Raw genomic sequence first — 21,747 nt, 5'->3', positions numbered from 1 at the left:
GAATACAGCTAATTATTAGTCCAGCAAGAGCGATATAAATTGATTTCATCTTTTTTTTCAACACGTGGTCCTCTCAGTAAAAAATTAACGCATTATATTACACGTGACGCGCAAGTAGAAATGGCGGAAGCTGTTGTCTGCGCTATTGATAAAAAAGAACAATTATTGGTCGAGGCTGAAACCGGTACCGGAAAGACCTTTGCCTACCTTGCGCCTGCCTTACTCTCATATAATAAAAACAATGACGCCTCTATTATCATATCAACAGGCAGTAAAGCCCTACAAGAGCAGTTATATTTAAAAGATTTACCGCTTTTAATAGAAACTACGGGATTTACTGGCTCGGTAAGCTTATTAAAAGGGCGCAGTAACTATCTTTGCCGAGAACGCTTTAATCGTTTTATATTAGAGAGCCAACGAAAAGAGAAAGCCTTACAGATAACCTTAGTTAAAATAAAAAATTGGTCGCTTAAAACCAAAATGGGCGATATCTCTGAAATTGATTTTTTAGCAGAAGATGCGTTTATATTATCTGCTATTACCAGCAACAATGATAATTGCCTTGGGCGAGAGTGCCCATGTTTTGATGATTGCTTTATTGTTAATGCCAGAAAAAAAGCGATGCAGGCTGATTTATTGGTGATAAATCACCATCTTTTCTTTGCAGATCTTGCGGTCAAAGAGACCGGTTTTGGGGAGCTTATTCCTGAGGCAAGCGTGTATATTTTTGATGAAGCGCATCAATTACCCGATATCGCCAGCGTCTATTTTGGAGAGTCTCTCTCCACGCGTCAATTAATCGATTTAGCCAAAGATATTGATTTTGTGTATCGCATGGAGCTACGAGAAGCTAAACAGATGGCGAAAGCCGCTGACCAATTACGTGTTTCAGCGCTTGATTTTCGCCTTGCGTTTGCGATGGATAAAGGCACCGGAAGTTGGCGAGAAAAATCCAAACAACGGGTCATGCAATTACATGTTCAACGCTTATTACAGGTGATGCAGTTTTTAAATTCGGTGTTATTAGAGCGTCTTGGAAAAAGTGAGTTATTAGATCATTGTTTTGAACGTTTAGCGACGTTCACGCTATTATTTAAAAAGTTAAATGAAGTCAATAGCAGCGGTTTTAGCTATTGGTTTGATTGCTCTGCGCAGCATGTCACCTTAAATATTACGCCTCTTAGTGTGGCGAAACGTTTTCAGGAAGAATGTGAGAAAAAAAATGCAGCGTGGATTTTCACGTCGGCCACTCTTTCCGTGCAAGGAAAATTCCACCATTTTATGGATTTGTTGGGTTTACAAAAGAGTAAAGCACTGCAATTAAATAGCCCGTTTAATTATGCGGAGCAAACATTATTTGTGGTGCCTCGCTTATTCCCTGAGCCGGGAACGCCAGGTTTAGCCAATATTCTTGTAGATGAACTCTCCCCGGTGATAAGGGCCAGTAAAGGTCGGTGTTTCTTTCTTTGTACGAGTCATGCCATGATGAATCAGCTGGCGATAGGGTTTCGACAAACCTTAACTTTGCCTGTATTATTACAAGGCGAAAAAAGCAAACAAGCCTTATTAAAGGAGTTTGTTGAGCATGGTAATGCCTTACTGGTTGCGACCAGTAGTTTTTGGGAAGGTGTGGATGTTCGCGGGCAAACGTTATCGTGCGTGATCATTGATAAACTGCCGTTTAGCTCTCCTGAAGAGCCCTTATTAAAAGCCCGTATTGAAGATGCGTTATTAAAAGGTAAAGATCCCTTTTTTGATGTGCAACTACCGCAAGCGGTGATAGCCTTTAAGCAGGGGATTGGCCGTCTTATTCGCGCTGAGCAAGATAAAGGTGTATTAATTGTGTGTGATAATCGTTTAGTGACGCGAAAATATGGGGATCTGTTTCTAAATAGTTTACCCGCGATGCCACGTACACGTACGCTACAAAATGCGATTGATTTTTTAAAAAATATAGATTAAAAAGAAGAAACAGGTTAAATATGACTAAAACATTAAAAGTGTTATGTGTTGATACATCAACAGAAGCATGCTCAGTTGCATTACTTATTAAAAATGAAAATGAAAAGATAATTAGCGATCATTTTATGCTCGCACCACGTGAACATACACGTAAAATATTGCCGACCATTGAATTGATATTGACCCAAGCAAACGTCGCGTTAAGTGACATTGACGTCATTGCTTATGGACGTGGCCCAGGTAGTTTTACCGGCGTGAGAATTGGCATCAGTATTGCACAAGGTTTAGCATTCGGTATAGATAAAAAGATGTTGGGCGTATCAACACTACAAGCGATGGCGCAGCAAGCCTATGATGTTGAACAAATAACGGAAGTCTATGCTGCTATCGATGCGCGCATGGGAGAAGTTTATTTTGGTCATTACAAATATGATGGCGAATTAATGACATTGGTTGATGTTGAACAAGTGATCAAACCGTCAGATTTAGGTGCGCTAACATTAAGCTTAGAGACACATATTTGCAGAGTGGGTACGGGGTGGCAAGCTTATCCTGAATTAGAGACCTATTTTTCAAATTTAAAAATACTGGATATTGAATTTCCCTCCGCTCGCTATATGTTAAAGCAAGTTGAAAAAGGCATTGAGATGCAGGAAACGCAGTTACCAGAAAATGCATTACCGGTTTATCTTCGTGATAAAGTCACGTGGAAAAAACTACCCGGTAGAGAATAAAACGAGATAGGCCAATAGGGGGCGCGACGCAATGAACGTAATTAATCCGACAACGACGCTGTTTAAACCGCTAAAGTCGCAGCCTAGTCATGACGTAAAAAAAGCCACGCCTGCGATGCAGAGCGAGCTTGCGCCTGTTGCTAAAAAAACCCCTTCTGCAACGTTTTCAATGGTTCTCTCCGAAAAACAAAAAGACACACTGCACCAAAGTCTTGGTTATGATAAGCCCGGTCATAAGCAGAAAGGTGCGGTAAATGCTTATCTACAAATCGCCTCACAACAAAAACGCGATGAGATAATGGAAAGCATGGGTTTTCATTTTGTGGTGTAAATTGGGTTGTTGAGCTTTATTTTTTACCCCCCCTTTAAAGTGTAAGGAAGGCAAATGCCTCGGTTCATTATCTTTTTTTTCTTCTTATGTAGTTCTTATAGCTTTGCCATTGAAAAGTTATCTCCTTCTTTAAATGATAGACAACTCGATGTACTCGGCGCTCTTATTTGGGAGAACGAGGGTAGTCAAAAAATAAAAAACCTTACCCATTGGAACGTCGGAGAAGCGTTTCCATCATTAGGTATTGGTCATTTTATTTGGTATCCAAGTGCGCAAAAAGGTCCCTTTAAAGAGCAATTTCCCGCGTTATTAAATTATTTTAAAGCGCAAGGTGTGCAATTACCCCTTTGGCTGACAACCGCGAAATATGCCCCCTGGAAAACCCGCGAACAATTTTATGCTCAATTTGAGCAAAGCCAATTAGAGGAACTGCGCACTTTATTAAGTACGCATATCCGCTTGCAAGCAGCCTTCATTGCGCAGCGTTTAACAACCAGTATTCCCGACATTGTGCATAGTGCAACACCTGCCGAGCAGTTACGTATAAAAGAGAATGTACAACAACTGATGAAATCACCGCAAGGGGTATTTGCATTGTTAGATTACGTTAACTTTAAAGGTGAAGGCCTTGTTATTAGTGAGTCCTATCAAGGACAAGCTTGGGGACTTAAGCAGGTGTTATTAACAATGCCCATGCACTATCAAAATGCATTGCGTGCTTTTTCATATAGCGCTGATGAAGTATTAACACGGCGCGTGAAAAATGCGCCCAAGGATGAATCGCGTTGGTTAAAAGGCTGGCGAGTCCGTATTCACGCCTATCAAACTCTGCTTATTGCTTCATCTGAAGAGCAATAAGCGTTACAATAAATACACTCTACTCCATTCATTCAAATAAGGTTTTTATTATGTTTTATTGCATTTTGCGCCATTTTCTATTTATGCTATCACCCGAAAAAGCCCATGAGCTTTCGATTAAACAGTTAAAATTAACACATGGCACTTTATTAGATATCTTTTACCGTCAAAAAGTACAACAACGTCCTGTCACGGTAATGGGTTTAACCTTTCCCAACTCTTTAGGACTTGCAGCCGGATTAGATAAAAACGGCGAATGTATTGATGCTTTTGGATCGATGGGTTTTGGGCATGTAGAAGTAGGGACCGTGACGCCAGTAGCGCAAGAGGGTAATGCCAAGCCTCGTTTGTTTAGAGTATTAGAATCAGAGGGTATTATTAACCGCATGGGATTTAATAATCACGGCGTAGATCAGCTGATCAGCAAAATTAAAGAGAGTAGTTATAAAGGTATCATCGGTATTAATATTGGTAAAAATCGCGCCACACCCGTCGAAGAAGGTAAAAATGATTATCTTATCTGTATGGATAAGATCTATCAGTATGCAGGCTATATTGCGGTTAATATTTCATCACCAAACACACCGGGACTACGCTCTTTACAGTATGGCGATGCATTAGATGATTTACTTTTGGCCCTTAAAGAGCGCCAAGGTGAATTGCATAAAAAACATAATAAATACGTACCTTTAGCATTAAAAGTAGCGCCTGACTTAAGTGATGCAGAGATAGAGTCAATTGCAGCATCATTGTTAAAACATAAAATTGATGGTTTGATTGCCACGAATACTACATTAGACAGACAGATGATCCAAGGCATGTCACATGCGGGTGAAACCGGTGGTTTAAGTGGACGTCCATTACAAAGTAAAAGTACTGAAGTTATCAAGAAATTTGCACTGCATTTAAAAGGTGAGATCCCAATCATTGGTGTCGGTGGTATTGATAGCGTGATCGCTGCCAAAGAGAAGATAAATGCGGGAGCAAGTTTGGTACAAATTTACAGTGGTTTTATTTACCATGGACCAAAATTAGTGAAAGATATTGTCAACAATATTTAACGCGACAGCGTGTTGTTCAGGCTCTTTTATCAGTGTCTGAACTTTTAATTTTAAAAGATTTAAAGAGCAGTAAAGGTTAGTTATGATTTATTTACCGCAAGCGGATTGGCAATGGAGTATTGATCCGCAAGATAATAGCGTTAGTGTTTTAATGGGCGATGACTCAGTTGAGCTCGTGTATCAAGCGCGTATGTTTATTAGCTTGCCTCAAAAAATACTGTCGTTTAGTTTAGAGGATGTCGCACATTATACTTTACTTAAAGAGCAGTTCTGCGCAGAGCAATACACGGCGGATCAAAGTTGTTCTATCATTTTACATATTTTAGCCGTCACGTTATTTCATAAGCCTATCATGCCTAAAAGTTGGCAGTATCAAACGTGTGCAATTGAAGCGTTGGATATTAGAAGTCGAGAGTGTGTTTATTTAACTTCGGATCAAGAAAAGGTAACTGCGAAGTATTTTGTGATTGATGTTGATGATAAGTTTGCATTATGTTTATTAGTCGATACGCAACATATATTGACCTCACGGAAAACGTTGCGCCAAGGGCAAATTGTTAAAGTGAGTTTAGATAAAATCACTTTGATAGATGATGGTGATGCAGGGTAGGGTGTTAAATTTTAAACACAAAAAAACGGATCTTTTGATCCGTTTTTTTATGCTTGTATTAAAGGCTAAAGGTTAATATTAATTAAGCTTTAATAGCACGTAAGATAACAAACTTTTTGTTTTCAGCAAGCAATTCACAATCACCAAAAATACGCGTTAGCTTATCTTGGTAGTCTAAATGACGATTACCCACAATGATTAACTCGCCACCTTCTTGTAAACAAAAATGTGCATCGTTAAACATGCTCCAAGCAATATGATCCGTGATCACTTGTTGCTGATGAAAAGGAGGGTTACATAAAATCAGATCGTGGCTCGCAGCTTTAAAGCCAACAAGGCCATTATTAACCACAAAACGAGCGTTATCACTACGCTCTTCTTCAAAGTTTTTTAAGGTGTTAATACGCGCAGAATCAACCGCCATGTATGACTCATCAATAAAAGTCACTTTTGAATCGGCATAATATTCTAAGGCAGCCATACCGACAATACCATTACCACAGCCAAGATCGACAATGTTAGAAAAATCACCGTCAGGTAAGTTATCCATTAAGTAGCGACCACCAATATCTAAGTGATTACGTGAGAACACGTTAGCATGGTTGTGAATTTTCCATTTATGGTTTTCAACTTCCCAAGTGATCGCGATCTCTTTTTCTTCCGTTTCTGCGTCAAATGCGACTTCAACGTCAGAAAAGATAAGACGTGATTTTTTCTTCGCAAGTGAAGTTTTAGTTGTGCCAATATATTGCTCAAACAATTGCAGTGTTGAGTTATGGATCATATTAACTTTACCCGCTGCGATAACGATAGTATCTGCCGAGATCACCGCGCGTAGTTTTTGTAATAAAAACTCAAGGTATGCGTTTGTTTTTGGGATCTTGATCAAAACAACTTTAATATTTTCAGGAAAGCTTTGTAAGCTATCTTGTAATAAAAGGTTTTCTTCAATACAACGGTTGCGTTGCATGTTCAGCTTAATCGAGCTAAGAGAAAGATAAGAGTCTGTGACTGCGGTGCGTTTTATCTCATTAAAAAAACACGTTAAGGCGCCAAATCCATCATTAAGGATAAGTAGCTCGTCTTCGTTTTTTATTTTTTCTGCTAGATTGTTATCTACAAAATGATTGATCAAGTATTCATCAGCAGAGTCCCATGCTTGCAACGTTTCTTTTTTATTTCTTGGATGGCGATGCAAAATTAAGTTTTGGTTTGCAATGCTGAGTAGTTCATTCATAAATTGAGCCTAATATAAGAGAGATTAAATAATCTAATGAGGTATTTTAACGTGCTTTGTGCTTTAAGGTAAGCAATATTATTTTTATAATGCTGTCAATCATAAAACGCTTAATCGGGTAACTATCGAGTTAGCGTTTGCCGTTGCCGTAAAATGCGCGCATAATGCGGTTTTTTAAAAACCATCATATATATAAGGTATTAAACCATGCCCATTTTAGCCGCCCTTAATGAGCGTAATAGCGCATCATGTGAATTGTGTAGTGCAACAAAAAATTTAGCTGTTTTTGAAGTGCCACCAGTTAAAGAGCCTAATTCAGATAAATCTGTTTTAGTGTGTGAGACTTGTGCTACTCAGCTTAATAAAGAGGTTGAGATGGACAGTGATCATTGGCGCTGTTTAAACGACAGTATGTGGAGTCAAGTACCTGCAGTACAAGTAACGGCTTTTCGATTATTAACACGTTTATCTAAAACCGAAATTTGGGCGCAAGATTTACTTGATATGATGTATCTTGAAGATGAGACGCGCGCTTGGGCCGATTATGGCGTTGCTGCTGATGACATTGAAGAAGTTGCACCAACACGCGACTCTAACGGCAGTATTTTACTTGCTGGTGATAATGTTACCTTGATCAAAGATTTAGACGTAAAAGGTGGGAACTTCACCGCTAAGCGCGGTACACCCGTACGTAATATTTCGTTAACAGATAATCCAGAGCATATAGAAGGGCGCGTTAATGGCGTGCGCATTGTACTTCTAACCTGTTATTTGAAAAAGATGCCTCTTTTTGATGCATAAGAACCTCTTATAAAAAGTATTCTTACAAAAAGGCCTGCTGATGCAGGCCTTTTTTATTTAACTCACAACTTGCCAAGCTAACATCTCTCCCGCTTTTACAGGCACCACTTTATCATTACCAAATTCGAGTGTTTCAGGTACTTGCCATTCTTTCTTTTGTAATGTGATCGTATCACTATTGCGTTCAAGGCCATAAAAATCAGGGCCATGAAAACTTGCAAAGGCCTCTAGTTTTTCTAGCGCGCCGGCTTTTTCAAACACTTCTGCATATAACTCTATGGCCGCAAAGGCGCTATAAGATCCCGCGCAACCACATGCAGACTCTTTCGTTTGCTTGGTGTGTGGGGCAGAATCTGTCCCTAAGAAAAATTTTGGAGAGCCACTTGTCGCAGCCGTTATCAATGCTTGTTGATGACGCTTACGTTTTAGAATAGGTAAACAATAAAAATGCGGTTTGATACCACCAACTAACATGTCATTACGCTCAAACAATAAGTGATGCGGGGTAATGGTGGCCGCAATATTTGGGCCTGCGTTACTGACAAAGCGCACGGCATCTTCAGTGGTAATATGCTCAACTACTATTTTAAGTTGTGGATAATCACTAATTAAAGGTCGTAAAACACGCTCTAAAAACTCACCTTCACGATCAAAAATATCCACATCATGTGCGGTCACTTCGCCATGAACGAGCAGTGGCATGGAAAGTTTTTGCATCGTTTCTAATACGTCTTTAATTTTATCGGTTGAGCTTACTCCCGAATCTGAATTGGTGGTGGCGCCTGCAGGGTAGAGTTTAGCTGCATAAATAAATCCAGATACTTTTGCCTTTCGTATCTCTTCGGGCGTTGTATTATCGGTTAAATAAAGGGTCATAAGTGGCTGAAAAGGTGCGCTGGGAAGCGCTGCCATGATGCGCTCTTTATAGGCTTTCGCTAAATCGGTAGTACTGATAGGAGGGACTGTGTTGGGCATAATAATAGCGCGTCCCATATAACGGCTGCTATCTTCTACGGTGTCTTTTAATACATCACCATCACGTAAGTGCAGGTGCCAATCGTCGGGGCGGGTAAGGCTTAAAGTGATCATTTGCTTATCTCCTAGAATTTAGAATTATTTTACACTGCTTTGGGTAATATTTCATGTACATATCTCGATGAGATCACGTAATTGTTAAAAGGGATCGTTCAATGCGGTAACGATTAATTTTATTGTTGGTTTTTTTGATGGATCAGAGGATCGCCCCCTCTTTACGGGCTCTTTCAATTTTGAATAATAAATCTTCAACGTCTGTGCTGTTATATCAAAGAAAATACTGATACACTTATATTAGATTTAGCTAATATACTTGTTTTGGGTATTTCGATGTTAGGTTTCAGAGGTGGTGCGCCTTTATTCGTCCATCGATACCTCCCCGTGTAGGGATTAAAATGATTAAATTAAAAGGAAGGGTATTATAATGAGTAAAAAAATATTAATTGTGGGTGGCGTTGCCGGTGGTGCATCGGTTGCGGCGCGTTGCCGCCGGCATAGCGAAACGGATCAAATTATAATGTTTGAAAGAGGCCCTCATGTGTCTTTTTCTAATTGCTCTTTGCCTTATCATTTAAGCAACATTGTGCCTAATAGTTCTGCGCTTGTGCTAATGAGCCCTGAAAAATTTGCTTATCAATACAATATAGATGCACGTATTAACAGTGAGGTGCTGAGCATTGATCGTAGCGCGAAAACGCTGAATATTAAAAATACTGCGACGGGCGAGCAATACACAGAGTCGTATGACAAATTAATATTATCACCTGGGGCAAAACCCATTTTCCCTCAAATTGCGGGTATTGATAAAGTGAACACTTTTTCTATTCGTAATGTGGTCGATATCGAACGTTTAAAAGCGCATATTGAAAAAAAACATGTGCGCCGTATTAGTGTTATTGGTGGTGGGTTTATCGGTGTTGAATGTGCTGAAAACTTAACCGAGGCGGGCTATGACGTTACTTTAATTGAAGCAACGGCGCAGATCATGAAACCTTTTGATCATGAGATGGTACAAATTTTACATAAAGAGATGCAAAGCCAAGGCGTTAACCTTATTGTGAACGATCGGGTTGAAGCATTTACAACGAATAAAATATTACTGAGCTCAGGCAAATGTATTGATGCGGATGCGGTGGTGCTTGCGATCGGCGTATTGCCCGAAACAGAATTAGCATTACAAGCGGGTTTAGAGATAGGCCAAAGCGGTGCCATGAAGGTAAATCAAAACTATCAAACCAATGATGCCGACATATATGCTGTTGGTGATGTGATCGAAGTTTATAATAGTTTATTACATACCTATTTTAAATTGCCTCTTGCAGGCCCTGCTCAAAAACAAGCGCGTAGCGTCGCTGATCATATTAATGGTATGCGCGTGAATAACCGTGGCTACATAGGCTCATCAGTTATTAAAGTGTTTGACTATAACGCTGCTTCGACTGGCTTAAATGAAGCAATGATAGAGGCCAGCGATTCTAATATTGATCATGCGACGGTTAACTTGATAGCAAATGACAAAGTCGGTTTAATGCCAGATGCTGAGCTGATCCATTTTAAATTGTTGTATGAATTACCGACAGGGCGGATATTGGGCGCGCAAGCGATTGGTAAAGGTAATGTCGATAAACGCATTGATGTGATCGCAACCGTTATCAAATTTTCAGGTACGCTTGAGGATTTAAAAGATCTTGAACTTTGCTATGCGCCGCCTTTTGGCACCGCTAAAGATGTGGTTAATTTTGCGGGTTATATTGGCAGTAATTTACTAAATAGTGATTATAAGCAGGTCAATGTAACAGCTGTGCGCGCGCTTGTTGAGGCGGATGCCTGTATTGTGGATGTGCGAGAAACGCGTGAATTAGAGGCGGGGCACATTAAAGGCTCTATTAACATTCCGCTGAGTGAGCTGCGTTTACGCTGTGATGAACTGCCAACGGATGTGCCGTTATACATACATTGTCGTAGTGGGCAGCGTAGTTATAATGCGGTGTTAGCGTTACAAAAAATGGGGTTTAAAGACGTTTACAATATGTCAGCGGGCTTTATGGGACTCTGTTTTTATGAGTACTTTACAGATAAAACATTGGGACGCACGCCTATTGTGACGCAATATAACTTTAATTAGTCGGTGTTAGCGTTATTTTAAAGTCTGAATGAAAAGCGTAATGGCGACATTAAGCTTTTTTTTATTTGTGCGCTTATTTTTAAAATATAAGGGCATTTAGGAAATAAAAAAATTATCAACAATTGTCAGTGCATTTTAAGTAAAGGGGTGGCACTATACCCTTATTTTTAATGTTGTTTCTTTGGCGTGACATATCACGTTAAGGAGCCTTATCATTATGTATATAGAGGTCAATATGAGTAAAGATGACAGTGTGAATTATGGCCCTTTGGCCGGCTTAATTGGGCAGTGGCAGGGTAAAAAAGGCACTGATATTGCGCCGGAGCCCGATGGCATAGAAACGAATCTATATTATGAAACGATCACCTTTACGCCAGCCGGTGATGTTAGCAATGCAGAAAGCCAATGTTTAAGTGCAGTGCATTATATGCAACAAGTGCAGCGTATTAGCAATAATAAAATTATTCACCGTGAAACAGGATATTGGATGTTTGATGCGTCAGACAATTCGGTGATGCACTCTTTAATTATTCCGCGTGGCATTTGCGTGTTAGCAGGCGGGCGCGTTGACACATCAAAGACAGATAGCTTGGTTTTTGATGTGCAAGCAAGTATCGAAAAAGGCGATTGGCAAGTTATCCAATCACCGTTTATGCTGAAAAATGCGAAAATGACACATTATGTGCAACAGTTGATATTACAAGCTGATACTTTGTCATATACGCAAACCATGTCATTAGATATCTATGGAAAAGCGTTCGAACATACCGATGAAAGTACATTAAAACGCATATAAAAAGTTTTAAAAGTGCTTTAAAGTAATTTTTGAAAATCCCTAAAGAGTAAGAACACTCATTAGGGGTTTTTTTATGCCTTATGCTTTATTTTGTAATTGATGGCGGCGTGTAAGCTCGGTTGTAATGTCGCGTAGGTTTAACCCTTCATTTTGTAATAAAACAAGAAGATGGTAAATAAGATCGGCACTTTCGCAGGTCAGCTCCCGTGTATCTTTGGCCATGGCAGCCAGCGCAACTTCAACGCCTTCTTCGCCGACTTTCTGGGCAATACGTTTCGTGCCTTGCGCAAACAACTGCGCGCTATAGCTACTGCTTGGATCGCAATTTTTACGGCTCGCAATTATATTTTCTAAATCAGTCAGAAAACTTACTGTGGGCTGCAAGTTGTTTTTAAAACAGCTCTCGGTGTTTAAATGGCAGGTTGGGCCCATCGGCTCAACAATCGCAAGTAAGGTGTCGTTATCGCAGTCACTACTGATCTCTTTTACATTTAAAAAATGCCCAGACTGCTCACCTTTACACCATAAACGCGCTTTGGTGCGGCTAAAAAATGTCATTTTACCGGTGCTTAGTGTGCTTGCTAATGCCGCTTTGTTGACATAACCGAGCATCAGCACTTTTCCTGAATCACAGTGCTGCACAATAACGGGCATCAAATCATTTACTTTTTTCCAGTCGAGCGCATTAAGTTGTTGTTCATCCATTAATTTATCAGTCATGATCGGATCTCTATTTGTTGTGTTTTAAGGTATGTTTTTAAGTCGCCAATATGAATACTTTGTTGATGGAAAACGCTAGCAGCTAATGCGCCGTCGACATCGGAGAGTTGAAATACATCGCGAAAATGCGACATTTCCCCTGCGCCACCAGAAGCTATCAATGGCACATCACAGATTTGACGGGCTTTGCTTAATTGTTGTATATCGTAACCACTGCGCACGCCATCGTTATTCATCACATTGAGTACAATCTCACCCGCGCCGCGCGCTTGCACTGCGTCTATCCAGTCAAAGGTATTCCACGTTGTGGTGCGACTACTTTTTTCTTTGCCAGTAAATTGCTTAACTTGATACTCACCCGTTGCTGCGTTAAAAAAAGAGTCAATACCAATGACAATGCACTGCACGCCAAATCGTTCACTGAGCTGATTTATCAAATTAGGGTTGCTTAGTGCGGGGCTGTTAATCGATATTTTATCCGCGCCAAATTTTAAAATTTGCTGCGCATCTTCAATACTCTTTATCCCGCCCGCCACACAAAAAGGAATATCAATCACCTGTGCAACGCGGCTTACCCAGCTTTTATCGACAACGCGCCCCTCTACGCTGGCGCTGATGTCATAAAAAACCAGTTCATCGGCGCCTTGCTCTGCGTAACGTTTCGCAAGTTGCACAATATCTCCGACGACTTTATGATCGCGAAACTGTACGCCTTTGACGACTAAGCCATCACGGACATCTAAACAAGGTATAATTCTTTTGGCTAGCATATCGTCACCTTCTTTTTTACGCTTATCAGCATTGTGTTTTTGAAGCCCGTATTTATGAGCCATGCATTTATGAGTAATACATTTTTTACCAACATTGCATTGCCTCACTCACATTAAATTTATTTTCAAGTAGGGCGCGCCCAATGATCACCGCCGTCGCGCCAGAGTTTGCCACCGCGCTAATATCGTCTAAATCCCCAATACCACCAGAGGCTTGCCATTGTATCTGCGGGTAAGCAAGGCTAAGTTCTTGGTAGAGTGAAATGTTTGAGCCCTTTAAGGTGCCATCTTTTGAAATATCGGTACATAAAACATGGCGTAATCCCAGTGGTAGATAAATATCGAGTAAAGAGGCAATGCTTTGCTGACTTTGCTGCTGCCAGCCTTGAATAGCCACTTTTTTATTGCCCTGTTTATCAATATTAATATCAAGGGCTAACACTATTTTTTCAGGCCCATATAATTGTAACCACGTCGCGACTAATAGAGGCTCTTTTACCGCAATTGAGCCAATAACAACGCGCGCAGCTCCCGCGTCTAAAAGGCTTTGAACATCTTTTTGGGTGCGCACTCCACCCCCAATCTGAATGTTTGCCGTGGTGTTTTTGATAAGATCCTTGATGCATTTGAGTTGCCTGTTTTTACTGTCTTTAGCACCGTCAAGATCAACAAGGTGTAACCAAGTAGCGCCTTGGCGTTGATAGTCATCAAAGAGCTGTTGCGGGGCGTCGCTGTACACTTTTTTTTGTGCGTAATCGCCTTGATATAAGCGCACCACTTGGCCACCGATTAAATCTAATGCAGGAATGATCATTTTAAAGCTCCAAAAAGTTTTTGATTAATTGGGCGCCGACCGATGCCGAACGCTCCGGGTGAAACTGCACGCCATAAAAATTATCCTGTTGTATGGCTGCACTAAAAGGCGCGCCATAGTGGCAATCTGCAATGCCACATATATTGCTAGGTAGTGCATAACTGTGCACAAAATAAAAGTAACTCTCTGCGGGGATATCTTTAAACAATGCATTATTGGTTGTATCGCTGAGCGTATTCCACCCCATATGAGGGGATCGTAAGGGGGCAACCTGCATTTTTTTAACATGGCCCTTAATGATGCCTAAGGTTTTTACTAAGCTTTGCGCGTTGTTACTTTCTTCTGAGCTTTGCATTAAAACTTGCATGCCTAAGCAGATCCCAAGAAGTGGCTGGGTAAGCGCTTTAATGGGTTCAATTAAATTTAATTGCTTTAAATTTTTCATGATCTCACTGGCACTGCCCACACCGGGTAGGAAAAGCTTATCAGCTTGCTTTAATATATTGGGATCGTTGCTTATTTGTGGCGCGTAACCTAAGCGTTCAATCGCAAACTTTAAGGAGGAAATATTGGCGCATCCGGTATCGATAATAACGATCATAAAATCCCCTTACTTGAGGGTAATGTGTCATCAATGATGGTAATACATTGGCGAAGCGTGCGCCCAAATGTTTTAAATAAGGCTTCAACCATGTGGTGTGTATTGCCATCAATGACGTCAAGATGCAGGGTTGCACGCATGCTTTGACTTAACGAGTAGAAAAAATGCTCCACCATTTCGGTGCCCATAGTGCCGACCTGTGCACTGCGAAAATCCGCTTTAAATTTAAGATAAGGCCTGCCAGATAAGTCCAAAGAGCAACTGGCCTGCGTTTCATCCATCGGTAGAACAAAACCAAATCGGCCAATACCGCATTTATCACCTAATGCTTCATTTAAGGCTTCACCTAATGCAAGCGCCGTATCTTCAATGCTGTGATGATCATCAATGTGCAGATCACCACTTACTTTTACTTGCAGCTCAAAACCTGCATGTGTGGCGATTTGATCCAGCATATGGTCAAAAAAACCAATCCCAGTATCAATGTTATTTTCATCACGACTCTCTAAATCAACATAAACGCGAATGTCAGTTTCTTTAGTGCGCCTAATAACGCATGCACTGCGCGAGCGTTTGCTCAGTTGTTTTACAATAGATTGCCAAGGAAAATTTGTTTTATGATAAAGAATACTATTGAGCCCCATATTTTGGCCAAGCTCAATATCGGTAGCGCGATCGCCAATGACATAAGAGTTGGCAAAGTCGATACGTCCAGATTTCAAATAGTCAGATACTAAGCCAAGGTGTGGTTTACGACACGCACATTGTGCGCTAGGTAAATGAGGGCAAATTAAAGTGGCTTCAAAATTAACACCTTGTGAGCTAAACAGTTGTAGCATTTTATTTTGCGCAATATCAAAATCGGCTTGCGGATAACGGCTTGAGCCAAGGCCATCTTGATTTGAAACAATGACTAAAATAAAACCGGCTTTTTGTAAGCTTAATAAGCTGGGTATAACCGCATCTTCAAACACGAGCTTATCTAACGAGTCTACTTGTTTATCGGTGCTTGGCTCATCAATTAAGGTGCCATCTCTGTCAATAAAAAGGAATTTTTGTTTATACATTTGATGCTCCTAAAGTGTTTTTAAAAGTGCAATACAGGTCGTTATTTCAGATATTGAGCCAATACTGATGCGAATACAGTTGTGTAAGCGCGCTTTATTAGAAAAGTCGCGCATAATGATGCCGGCTTTACTAAAGGCGTTAAATACTTTTTCGCTATCATTAAAACGCACTAATAAAAAATTAGCGGTGCCATCAAAGACGCCAGCAACGCAAGGCAGTGTTTGTAGTGCGCTATGCAATATCTCTCTGTTTTTATTTAGCGTGGTTACGCGGGCGCGCATGATTTTTAAACCCTTAGCCGATAAGGCTTGCTCTGCAATTTGCGCGACGGGCGATGCAATGGGGTAAGGCGCAATCACTTTTTCTAAGACGCGAATAACGCTTTGTTGGCTGAGACTAAAGCCACAACGGATAGCCGCCAGTGCAAAAGCTTTTGACAGGGTGCGCAGGAGAACTAAGTTTTCATGTTCATCAATTAAATCGGTGTGAGAGTGTGTGTTGCAAAATTCGATATAGGCTTCATCAACAACAATCAACGCTTTATTTTTTGCGCTACGTAAGAGTTTAATTAATTGGGTTTTATCAAGCATATTTGCACAAGGGTTATTCGGTGCACATAAAAACACCAGTTTTATGTTGTTGCTTGGATTATTTATCGCGCTTGAAACGGCTTGATAATCGACATTAAAACCGGCATCGAGAGGCACTTCAACGACGCCAACGCCGGCGGTCTGTGCGCTAATAGCATACATCGCATAAGTGGGTGGACAAATGAGAATACTGTCTTGTTTGGGCTCACAAAAGGCGCGCACTAATAACTCAATACCTTCATCAGCGCCCCGCGTGCAAAGCACTTGAGCGCTTTGTACTTGTGCATATTGTGCGTAGGCTTGGATCAATGCTTGTGGCTGACACTCTGGGTAACGATTCAACGCATCGGTATCTAATTGATACGCGCTACAATCGGGCGCCTCATTTGCATTAAGCCAAATATCACCCTGACCCCCAATGCGCCTTGCGCTAAGGTAAGGCGTTAGCGTTTGTATATTTTGGCGAGCTAAATCATTGATTGAATTGCTCGAATTGCTCGCATTAATCCTTTTCATCAAATTCTCCTTTGGCGGATAATTTATCAAGACGAATAGTCACCGCGCGCCTATGGGCATCTAAACCCTCAGCGCTTGCAAGGCAGGTAACAGTGGGGGCGAGATTGCGTAATCCTTGAGGCGTCACCTGTTGCACGCTAAAACGCCTTACAAAATCAGCGAGTCCTAAACTTGAATAGGTACGCGCAGCCCCGTAAGTCGGTAGCACATGGTTAGTCCCACTGGCATAATCGCCGACTGCTTCTGGCGTCCATTTACCTAAAAAGATAGATCCTGCATTTTTAAGCTTGGGCAGTAAATCGCGCGCATTATTGCATTGCACTATTAAGTGCTCAGGGGCGTAGCGCTCAGAAATTTGTAGCGCTTGGGCAATATCATCACAAATAATACACACGCTGTTTGCCAGCGCTTTTTCTGCAATAGCACGGCGCGGCAAGCTTAAAAGTTGCGCGTCAATGGCTGCTAATGTTTGCTGCGCAATGTCTAAACTGGGAGTGAGTAAAATAACTTGTGAGTCGTGACCATGCTCGGCTTGTGATAAAAGGTCGGCCGCAATAAACGTGGGATCGGCATCTTTATCGGCAATGATAAGTACCTCTGAGGGGCCTGCTGGCATATCAATGCTCGCGCCCGCTAAATCATGGTTTACTTGGCGTTTAGCTTCGGTGACATAAGCATTGCCGGGGCCAAATATTTTATCGACGCGGGCGATTGATGACGTGCCATAAGCGAGTGCTGCTATGGCCTGCGCGCCACCCACGCGGTAAATTTCATCGACGCCACAAAGCATAGCTGCATATAAAATTTCATCTGCAATCGGCGGTGGAGAGCATAAAACAACGCGCGTGCAGCCGGCAATTTGAGCAGGGGTTGCGGTCATGATCACTGTCGAGGGTAAGGGCGCACTGCCACCGGGGATATATAATCCGACTGATTCAATGGCGTGGGTGTGCATCTCACAGATAACCCCAGGTAATGTTTGTACACGAATAGTCTGTGTTTGTTGGGCTTGATGAAATTTTAACACTTGCTGGTGGGCACTTTGAATGGCCTCTTTTATATTAGTGCTCAGACGTTGTGGCGCTTGGTTTATCTCCTGTTTCGTTATTTTGATATTTTTTAATGCGTAGTTATCAAAGCGCGCGCTGTAGTTAACTAACGCGCTATCACCGGCTTTTTGGACGGTTTCGATGATGGCGCTGACCTCATTGCAAAGTTGCGCGTTATCATTAAGTGCAGGGCGTCGCATGATTTTTTGCTGTGCTTGCTCATCTAAGTCAGACCAACACACAATTTTCATTTTATTTTGCATGTGATTACTCCATCATCTTTTCAATCGGTAGCACTAATATTGAGCTTGCACCTAAAGCTTTTAAAGCTTCCATGGTTTCCCAAAACATATTTTCTTTACTGACGACATGTAAGGCGACATGGCTACTATTGCCCGCTAAATCGATAATGGTCGGTTGTTTTGAGCCCGGGAGTAGGGCGTTGATGGCTTCAAGATTTGCTTTTGGGGCGTGAAGCATAATGTATTTAGACTCTCTGGCAGACTGCACGCCATCAATACGCGTTAAAATGCGATCGACTAACAATTGTTTTTGCGTGCATAAGGGTTTACTGCGTTGAATTAAAACCGCGCTTGAACGATAAATCACTTCGACTTCTTTAAGGCCATTTGCCTCGAGCGTTGCCCCCGTTGAGACTAAGTCGCAAATCGCATCGGCAAGGCCTGCTCGCGGTGCAACTTCGACCGAACCCGCTAACATACAAACACGATAAGGGACGTTTTCTTGCGCCATAAAACGTTTTAAAATATGCACATAGGTGCTGGCAATACGTAGGTTAGTGAGCGACTTTACACCTTGATAATCAAAGTCTTTATCGACCGCAATTGAAAACCGGCAATCACCAAAGGCGAGTTTTTTCAGTATTTTATGTTGCATTGGTTGATTGTTTAATTGACGGGCCATGCTTTCTTCTTCGAGGACGTTCTGACCAATAAAGCCTAAATCTACGAGTCCATCCATGATAAGTCCGGGGATGTCATCATCACGTACCCGTAATATATCAATGGGCATGTTTTCACTGTGCGCTATCAAACATTGTGTATTTAAGTTTATTTTAATGCCGCAGGTTTTAAGTAAAGTGACGGTTTCATTACTCAAGCGACCTTTTTTTTGTATGGCAATGCGTAGGCGTTGTTCTGACATTGTCTTTCCTTATATTTAAAGCTAAAAAAAACCCCGGAAGGGATGCCTTCCGGGGTTTTTTAGATAGATGTATAACCACTGGAAGAATCACACTCTTCCAGAACAAGATCCTGAAAGATCACGTCATATGATGATGGTGGTGTAATGCTTTCAGGTTAATATTTTTCATGGTTATAAAAATCTCTTTAAATTTGATTGTCTTCACCATATCAAGGTTATTTGAAAAAGTGAACTGTTTTTAAACAAAAAAAGCATAAATATTAAACGACCACCTTTAGCGCATAAAGACAAGATGGCATCCTTTTGTGCGCGATTTTGAGGGTGTTTAGTGAAAAAATTAAAAGAGATCCGAGTATTTTTTCTTTGTGCTTCGCATTCTTGGGTGATGTGCGTATAATAGCGCTCATTTTTAAGCGTATTTTTAGAGAGTCATTATGTTCAGTTATTTTTTACCAACCGCCAAAGGTTTAGCGCCTCTACTTGAGACCGAATTACTCGAGTTGGGCATCGAAAACAGCAAGCAAATCAACGGCGGTGTAGCTTTTGATGGCTCACTAGAGCAAGGCTATAAAGTATGTTTATGGTCACGCTTCGCATCGAAAGTATTACTTAAATTAAGTGAATTTAAAGTAATCGATGCGATGGACCTTTATTTGGGTGCAAGTAATATACATTGGGAAGAGCATTTTGACGTTACGAATACTTTTTCGATTGATTTTTCAGGCACTAATGATGAGATCCGTAATACCCAATTTGGTGCATTAAAAATTAAAGATGCGATTGTGGATCGTTTCCGCACTAAATGTGATGCGCGTCCAAATGTTGAAAAACGTGATGCTGATCTCCGTTTTAATGGCCGTCTATGGAAAGATAAAGTCAGTATTTATGTCGACTTATCAGGATCGCCTCTGCATATTCGTGGTTACCGCAGTATTGCAGGTGAAGCGCCATTACGTGAAACATTGGCAGCCGGCATTATTAAACGCAGTGGTTGGCAAGGTGAAGCATTATTAGATCCTATGTGTGGCTCAGGTACGTTGTTGATTGAAGCTGCTATGATGTCGCTTAATATAGCACCCGGTTCAATGCGCCCACGTTGGGGTTTTGATAAGTGGAAAAAACACGATGAAGTTTGCTGGCAGACGTTAAAAACATCGGCGCAAGTCTATGCAAAAAGAGCGGTCAAAGATTGTGAAAACAAATTTTATGGCTCTGATTTAAGCGCTGAGATGATCCGTATTGCTAAGCAAAATGCACAACAAGCAGGCGTTGGTGAGTTAATCGAATTTACAGTGCAAGATGCTAGAAAAGTGTTACCACCTGAAGAGTTAGAAACGGGTATGCTAGTATCTAACCCTCCATTCGGTGAGCGTTTAGGCGGATTTAGTGACACGATAACGCTATACACAGAGCTTGGCTATCACTTTAAAGATGCGTTTGCTGGTTGGAATTTAGCCATGTTTGCGATGGACACAGAGCTTTTAAGCTGTCTGGGTATGCGCGCGGCTAAAAGCTTTAGATTCTTTAATGGGCCGCTTGAGTGTGTGTTAAAAAATTACCGCATCTCCGTTAAACGTACCCCTGAAACACAAGAAGAGACAAAGGCAAGTGCTTCTAAAGTAGCCTCTGGAAAAATTAACCCGTGGACCATGGGTAAAGATGCTGATGATTTGGATATGGGGGTTGAGAGTGAATCTGAACTTGTATATAAAGAAGTAAAACAAATCAAACCCGCTATCTTCTCAGAAGCTTTCGCAAATCGACTGACTAAGAATTTGAAAAAATTAGAAAAGTGGGCAAAACGCGAAAATGTTGAATGTTACCGTATGTACGATGCGGATCTTCCTGAATACAATGTGGCTATCGACCGTTATGGTGAGTATATTATTATTCAAGAATATCGCGCGCCAAAAGAGATTGAACTCTCTAAAGTACGTCGCCGTTTCTTAGATGTGGTATCAACGGTGCGTTATATGTTGAACCTTGCAGATGATAAACTGGTTATTAAAGTGCGTGAACGTCAAAAAGGACGTAAACAATATGAAAAAATGGACTCTAAAAAGCAGTCTTTGATCATGCATGAAGGTGAGGCGCAATTAATTGTTAATTTACAAGATTACTTAGACACTGGGCTGTTTTTAGATCACCGCCCAACACGTTTACGTATTGGTAAAATGGCAAAAGGTAAAGATTTCTTAAATCTGTTTTGCTATACGGCAACCGCTTCTGTGCACGCTGCATTAGGTGGCGCTAAGTCTACCACCAGTATTGATATGTCAAATACCTATATTGCTTGGGGCGAAAAGAACTTTGCGCTAAATAATATAAAAGGTAAGCATGAGTTTATTCAGCAAGACTGTATTAAATGGTTACAACACAGTCATGAGACATATGATCTTATCTTTATTGATCCTCCGACATTCTCTAACTCTAAACGCATGAAAGACGTGTTTGATGTACAAGATGATCATGTGAGTTTATTAACGTCGGCAAGTGAGCGTTTAAACCCGGAAGGCGAGATCATTTTCTCTAATAACAAACGTAACTTTAAACTTGATATGGAAGCTATCAAAGCGCTAGGCTTTTATATTAAAGATATTTCAAAAAGCTCTATCCCAGAAGACTTTAAACGCAATCATAAGATCCATCAATGTTGGATCTTAACGAAGCATGCTTAAAGCGCTTCACCTTTATTATACAGATGGCTGTCATCTTTGTGATGATGCCATGGCGTTATTGGCTCGCGCCAATGCGCCGTATCAAAAGATCGATATCATAGCTAAGCCGAATTTAATGCAACGCTATGCAACAAAAATTCCTGTTGTAAAAAAACAGAATAAATCGCCTTTAAATTGGCCTTTTACACTACAACAGCTCCAACATTACTTACAAGAAGAGAACTGAT

The 21,747-nt window shown here is 41.0% G+C and carries 21 protein-coding genes and 1 other annotated feature; of the genes, 11 read left to right on the top strand and 10 right to left on the bottom strand.

The window, feature by feature from the left end:
- The first annotated feature begins 39 nt into the window (after positions 1-39).
- The 6 genes from PCNPT3_RS07685 to PCNPT3_RS07660 all read left to right on the top strand — a co-directional run bounded on the left by PCNPT3_RS07685 (position 40) and on the right by PCNPT3_RS07660 (position 5,556).
- Positions 40-1,962, top strand: coding sequence for an ATP-dependent DNA helicase (locus tag PCNPT3_RS07685; protein ID WP_015465310.1), 1,923 nt, complete (start codon positions 40-42; stop codon positions 1,960-1,962).
- Between the two features lie 20 nt (positions 1,963-1,982).
- A complete protein-coding gene (gene tsaB, locus PCNPT3_RS07680; RefSeq protein ID WP_015465309.1) occupies positions 1,983-2,696 on the top strand; it encodes a tRNA (adenosine(37)-N6)-threonylcarbamoyltransferase complex dimerization subunit type 1 TsaB in 714 nt (237 codons plus the stop codon).
- Between the two features lie 31 nt (positions 2,697-2,727).
- The gene (locus PCNPT3_RS07675) at positions 2,728-3,027 is read left to right on the top strand and encodes a hypothetical protein (RefSeq protein WP_015465308.1); all 300 of its coding nucleotides are present in this window, start codon (positions 2,728-2,730) and stop codon (positions 3,025-3,027) included.
- A 54-nt stretch (positions 3,028-3,081) separates the two neighbouring features.
- Positions 3,082-3,885 carry a hypothetical protein gene (locus tag PCNPT3_RS07670; protein ID WP_015465307.1) on the top strand — a complete coding sequence of 268 codons (804 nt, stop codon included), beginning with the start codon at positions 3,082-3,084 and terminating at the stop codon, positions 3,883-3,885.
- A gap of 50 nt (positions 3,886-3,935) precedes the next feature.
- Entirely contained in the window at positions 3,936-4,946 is a 1,011-nt protein-coding gene (gene pyrD / locus PCNPT3_RS07665; protein WP_015465306.1) for a quinone-dependent dihydroorotate dehydrogenase, read from the top strand.
- An 82-nt stretch (positions 4,947-5,028) separates the two neighbouring features.
- Positions 5,029-5,556 carry a cell division protein ZapC domain-containing protein gene (locus PCNPT3_RS07660; protein ID WP_015465305.1) on the top strand — a complete coding sequence of 176 codons (528 nt, stop codon included), beginning with the start codon at positions 5,029-5,031 and terminating at the stop codon, positions 5,554-5,556.
- Between the two features lie 82 nt (positions 5,557-5,638).
- Here PCNPT3_RS07660 and PCNPT3_RS07655 read toward each other — a convergent pair whose 3' ends face one another.
- Positions 5,639-6,793, bottom strand: a complete 1,155-nt coding sequence (locus PCNPT3_RS07655; RefSeq protein WP_015465304.1) for a methyltransferase — start codon at positions 6,791-6,793, stop codon at positions 5,639-5,641.
- 207 nt (positions 6,794-7,000) lie between these two features.
- On the opposite strand from PCNPT3_RS07655, the gene PCNPT3_RS07650 reads away from it, so the two are divergent.
- Positions 7,001-7,594: a PhnA domain-containing protein gene (locus tag PCNPT3_RS07650; RefSeq protein ID WP_015465303.1), complete on the top strand. Its 594-nt coding sequence runs from the start codon at positions 7,001-7,003 to the stop codon at positions 7,592-7,594.
- Positions 7,595-7,651: 57 nt separating this feature from the next.
- Here the strand turns inward: PCNPT3_RS07650 and pyrC are convergent, their stop codons facing one another.
- Positions 7,652-8,683, bottom strand: coding sequence for a dihydroorotase (gene pyrC, locus PCNPT3_RS07645; protein ID WP_015465302.1), 1,032 nt, complete (start codon positions 8,681-8,683; stop codon positions 7,652-7,654).
- A gap of 370 nt (positions 8,684-9,053) precedes the next feature.
- Between pyrC and PCNPT3_RS07640 the strand changes: the two genes are divergently transcribed.
- Both PCNPT3_RS07640 and PCNPT3_RS07635 read left to right on the top strand, forming a co-directional pair.
- Positions 9,054-10,754: an FAD-dependent oxidoreductase gene (locus PCNPT3_RS07640; protein ID WP_015465301.1), complete on the top strand. Its 1,701-nt coding sequence runs from the start codon at positions 9,054-9,056 to the stop codon at positions 10,752-10,754.
- Positions 10,755-10,971: 217 nt separating this feature from the next.
- Positions 10,972-11,550, top strand: coding sequence for a heme-binding beta-barrel domain-containing protein (locus tag PCNPT3_RS07635; RefSeq protein WP_015465300.1), 579 nt, complete (start codon positions 10,972-10,974; stop codon positions 11,548-11,550).
- Positions 11,551-11,628: 78 nt separating this feature from the next.
- On the opposite strand, the gene hisIE is transcribed toward PCNPT3_RS07635, so the two are convergent.
- The 8 genes from hisIE to hisG form a co-directional block, all read right to left on the bottom strand.
- Positions 11,629-12,270, bottom strand: coding sequence for a bifunctional phosphoribosyl-AMP cyclohydrolase/phosphoribosyl-ATP diphosphatase HisIE (hisIE, locus tag PCNPT3_RS07630; protein WP_015465299.1), 642 nt, complete (start codon positions 12,268-12,270; stop codon positions 11,629-11,631).
- A complete protein-coding gene (hisF, locus tag PCNPT3_RS07625) occupies positions 12,267-13,040 on the bottom strand; it encodes an imidazole glycerol phosphate synthase subunit HisF (protein WP_015465298.1) in 774 nt (257 codons plus the stop codon). The genes hisIE and hisF overlap by 4 nt, the downstream gene beginning before the upstream one ends.
- 85 nt (positions 13,041-13,125) lie before the next feature.
- Positions 13,126-13,854 (bottom strand): 1-(5-phosphoribosyl)-5-[(5-phosphoribosylamino)methylideneamino]imidazole-4-carboxamide isomerase, encoded by a 729-nt coding sequence (gene hisA / locus PCNPT3_RS07620; RefSeq protein ID WP_015465297.1) that lies wholly within the window; start codon positions 13,852-13,854, stop codon positions 13,126-13,128.
- A gap of 1 nt (position 13,855) precedes the next feature.
- On the bottom strand, positions 13,856-14,455 hold the full coding sequence (gene hisH, locus PCNPT3_RS07615; RefSeq protein ID WP_015465296.1) for an imidazole glycerol phosphate synthase subunit HisH: 600 nt from the start codon (positions 14,453-14,455) through the stop codon (positions 13,856-13,858).
- Entirely contained in the window at positions 14,452-15,522 is a 1,071-nt protein-coding gene (gene hisB, locus PCNPT3_RS07610; protein ID WP_015465295.1) for a bifunctional histidinol-phosphatase/imidazoleglycerol-phosphate dehydratase HisB, read from the bottom strand. Before hisB ends, hisH begins: the two co-directional genes overlap by 4 nt.
- Before the next feature lie 9 nt (positions 15,523-15,531).
- Positions 15,532-16,629, bottom strand: a complete 1,098-nt coding sequence (gene hisC / locus PCNPT3_RS07605) for a histidinol-phosphate transaminase (protein WP_015465294.1) — start codon at positions 16,627-16,629, stop codon at positions 15,532-15,534.
- Entirely contained in the window at positions 16,616-17,941 is a 1,326-nt protein-coding gene (hisD, locus tag PCNPT3_RS07600) for a histidinol dehydrogenase (protein ID WP_015465293.1), read from the bottom strand. The genes hisC and hisD overlap by 14 nt, the downstream gene beginning before the upstream one ends.
- A gap of 4 nt (positions 17,942-17,945) precedes the next feature.
- Entirely contained in the window at positions 17,946-18,842 is an 897-nt protein-coding gene (gene hisG, locus PCNPT3_RS07595) for an ATP phosphoribosyltransferase (RefSeq protein ID WP_015465292.1), read from the bottom strand.
- A 22-nt stretch (positions 18,843-18,864) separates the two neighbouring features.
- Positions 18,865-18,985, bottom strand: a sequence feature (His leader region).
- Positions 18,986-19,276: 291 nt separating this feature from the next.
- Between hisG and rlmKL the strand changes: the two genes are divergently transcribed.
- Positions 19,277-21,520: a bifunctional 23S rRNA (guanine(2069)-N(7))-methyltransferase RlmK/23S rRNA (guanine(2445)-N(2))-methyltransferase RlmL gene (gene rlmKL, locus PCNPT3_RS07590; protein ID WP_015465291.1), complete on the top strand. Its 2,244-nt coding sequence runs from the start codon at positions 19,277-19,279 to the stop codon at positions 21,518-21,520.
- The gene (locus tag PCNPT3_RS07585; RefSeq protein ID WP_015465290.1) at positions 21,513-21,746 is read left to right on the top strand and encodes a glutaredoxin family protein; all 234 of its coding nucleotides are present in this window, start codon (positions 21,513-21,515) and stop codon (positions 21,744-21,746) included. Before rlmKL ends, PCNPT3_RS07585 begins: the two co-directional genes overlap by 8 nt.
- The last annotated feature ends 1 nt before the right edge of the window (position 21,747 follow it).

The organism is Psychromonas sp. CNPT3 (assembly GCF_000153405.2).
In the GTDB taxonomy this organism is placed as follows: domain Bacteria; phylum Pseudomonadota; class Gammaproteobacteria; order Enterobacterales; family Psychromonadaceae; genus Psychromonas.
The sequence above is the reverse complement of the archived record's forward strand: the minus strand, read 5'-3'. Positions and strand labels throughout refer to the sequence as shown.

Bases quoted from the DNA above. Each gene is read 5' to 3' on its own strand.
- hisIE (WP_015465299.1), bottom strand. From the start codon at position 12,270: ATGACTGATAAATTAATGGATGAACAACAACTTAATGCGCTCGACTGG.
- PCNPT3_RS07675 (WP_015465308.1), top strand. From the start codon at position 2,728: ATGAACGTAATTAATCCGACAACGACGCTGTTTAAACCGCTAAAGTCG.
- hisB (WP_015465295.1), bottom strand. From the start codon at position 15,522: ATGTATAAACAAAAATTCCTTTTTATTGACAGAGATGGCACCTTAATT.
- PCNPT3_RS07650 (WP_015465303.1), top strand. From the start codon at position 7,001: ATGCCCATTTTAGCCGCCCTTAATGAGCGTAATAGCGCATCATGTGAA.
- PCNPT3_RS07585 (WP_015465290.1), top strand. From the start codon at position 21,513: ATGCTTAAAGCGCTTCACCTTTATTATACAGATGGCTGTCATCTTTGT.
- hisC (WP_015465294.1), bottom strand. From the start codon at position 16,629: ATGAAAAGGATTAATGCGAGCAATTCGAGCAATTCAATCAATGATTTA.
- PCNPT3_RS07635 (WP_015465300.1), top strand. From the start codon at position 10,972: ATGTATATAGAGGTCAATATGAGTAAAGATGACAGTGTGAATTATGGC.
- PCNPT3_RS07660 (WP_015465305.1), top strand. From the start codon at position 5,029: ATGATTTATTTACCGCAAGCGGATTGGCAATGGAGTATTGATCCGCAA.
- PCNPT3_RS07655 (WP_015465304.1), bottom strand. From the start codon at position 6,793: ATGAATGAACTACTCAGCATTGCAAACCAAAACTTAATTTTGCATCGC.
- hisG (WP_015465292.1), bottom strand. From the start codon at position 18,842: ATGTCAGAACAACGCCTACGCATTGCCATACAAAAAAAAGGTCGCTTG.
- PCNPT3_RS07640 (WP_015465301.1), top strand. From the start codon at position 9,054: ATGAGTAAAAAAATATTAATTGTGGGTGGCGTTGCCGGTGGTGCATCG.
- pyrC (WP_015465302.1), bottom strand. From the start codon at position 8,683: ATGATCACTTTAAGCCTTACCCGCCCCGACGATTGGCACCTGCACTTA.
- pyrD (WP_015465306.1), top strand. From the start codon at position 3,936: ATGTTTTATTGCATTTTGCGCCATTTTCTATTTATGCTATCACCCGAA.
- PCNPT3_RS07670 (WP_015465307.1), top strand. From the start codon at position 3,082: ATGCCTCGGTTCATTATCTTTTTTTTCTTCTTATGTAGTTCTTATAGC.
- rlmKL (WP_015465291.1), top strand. From the start codon at position 19,277: ATGTTCAGTTATTTTTTACCAACCGCCAAAGGTTTAGCGCCTCTACTT.
- tsaB (WP_015465309.1), top strand. From the start codon at position 1,983: ATGACTAAAACATTAAAAGTGTTATGTGTTGATACATCAACAGAAGCA.
- hisH (WP_015465296.1), bottom strand. From the start codon at position 14,455: ATGATCGTTATTATCGATACCGGATGCGCCAATATTTCCTCCTTAAAG.
- hisF (WP_015465298.1), bottom strand. From the start codon at position 13,040: ATGCTAGCCAAAAGAATTATACCTTGTTTAGATGTCCGTGATGGCTTA.
- hisD (WP_015465293.1), bottom strand. From the start codon at position 17,941: ATGCAAAATAAAATGAAAATTGTGTGTTGGTCTGACTTAGATGAGCAA.
- hisA (WP_015465297.1), bottom strand. From the start codon at position 13,854: ATGATCATTCCTGCATTAGATTTAATCGGTGGCCAAGTGGTGCGCTTA.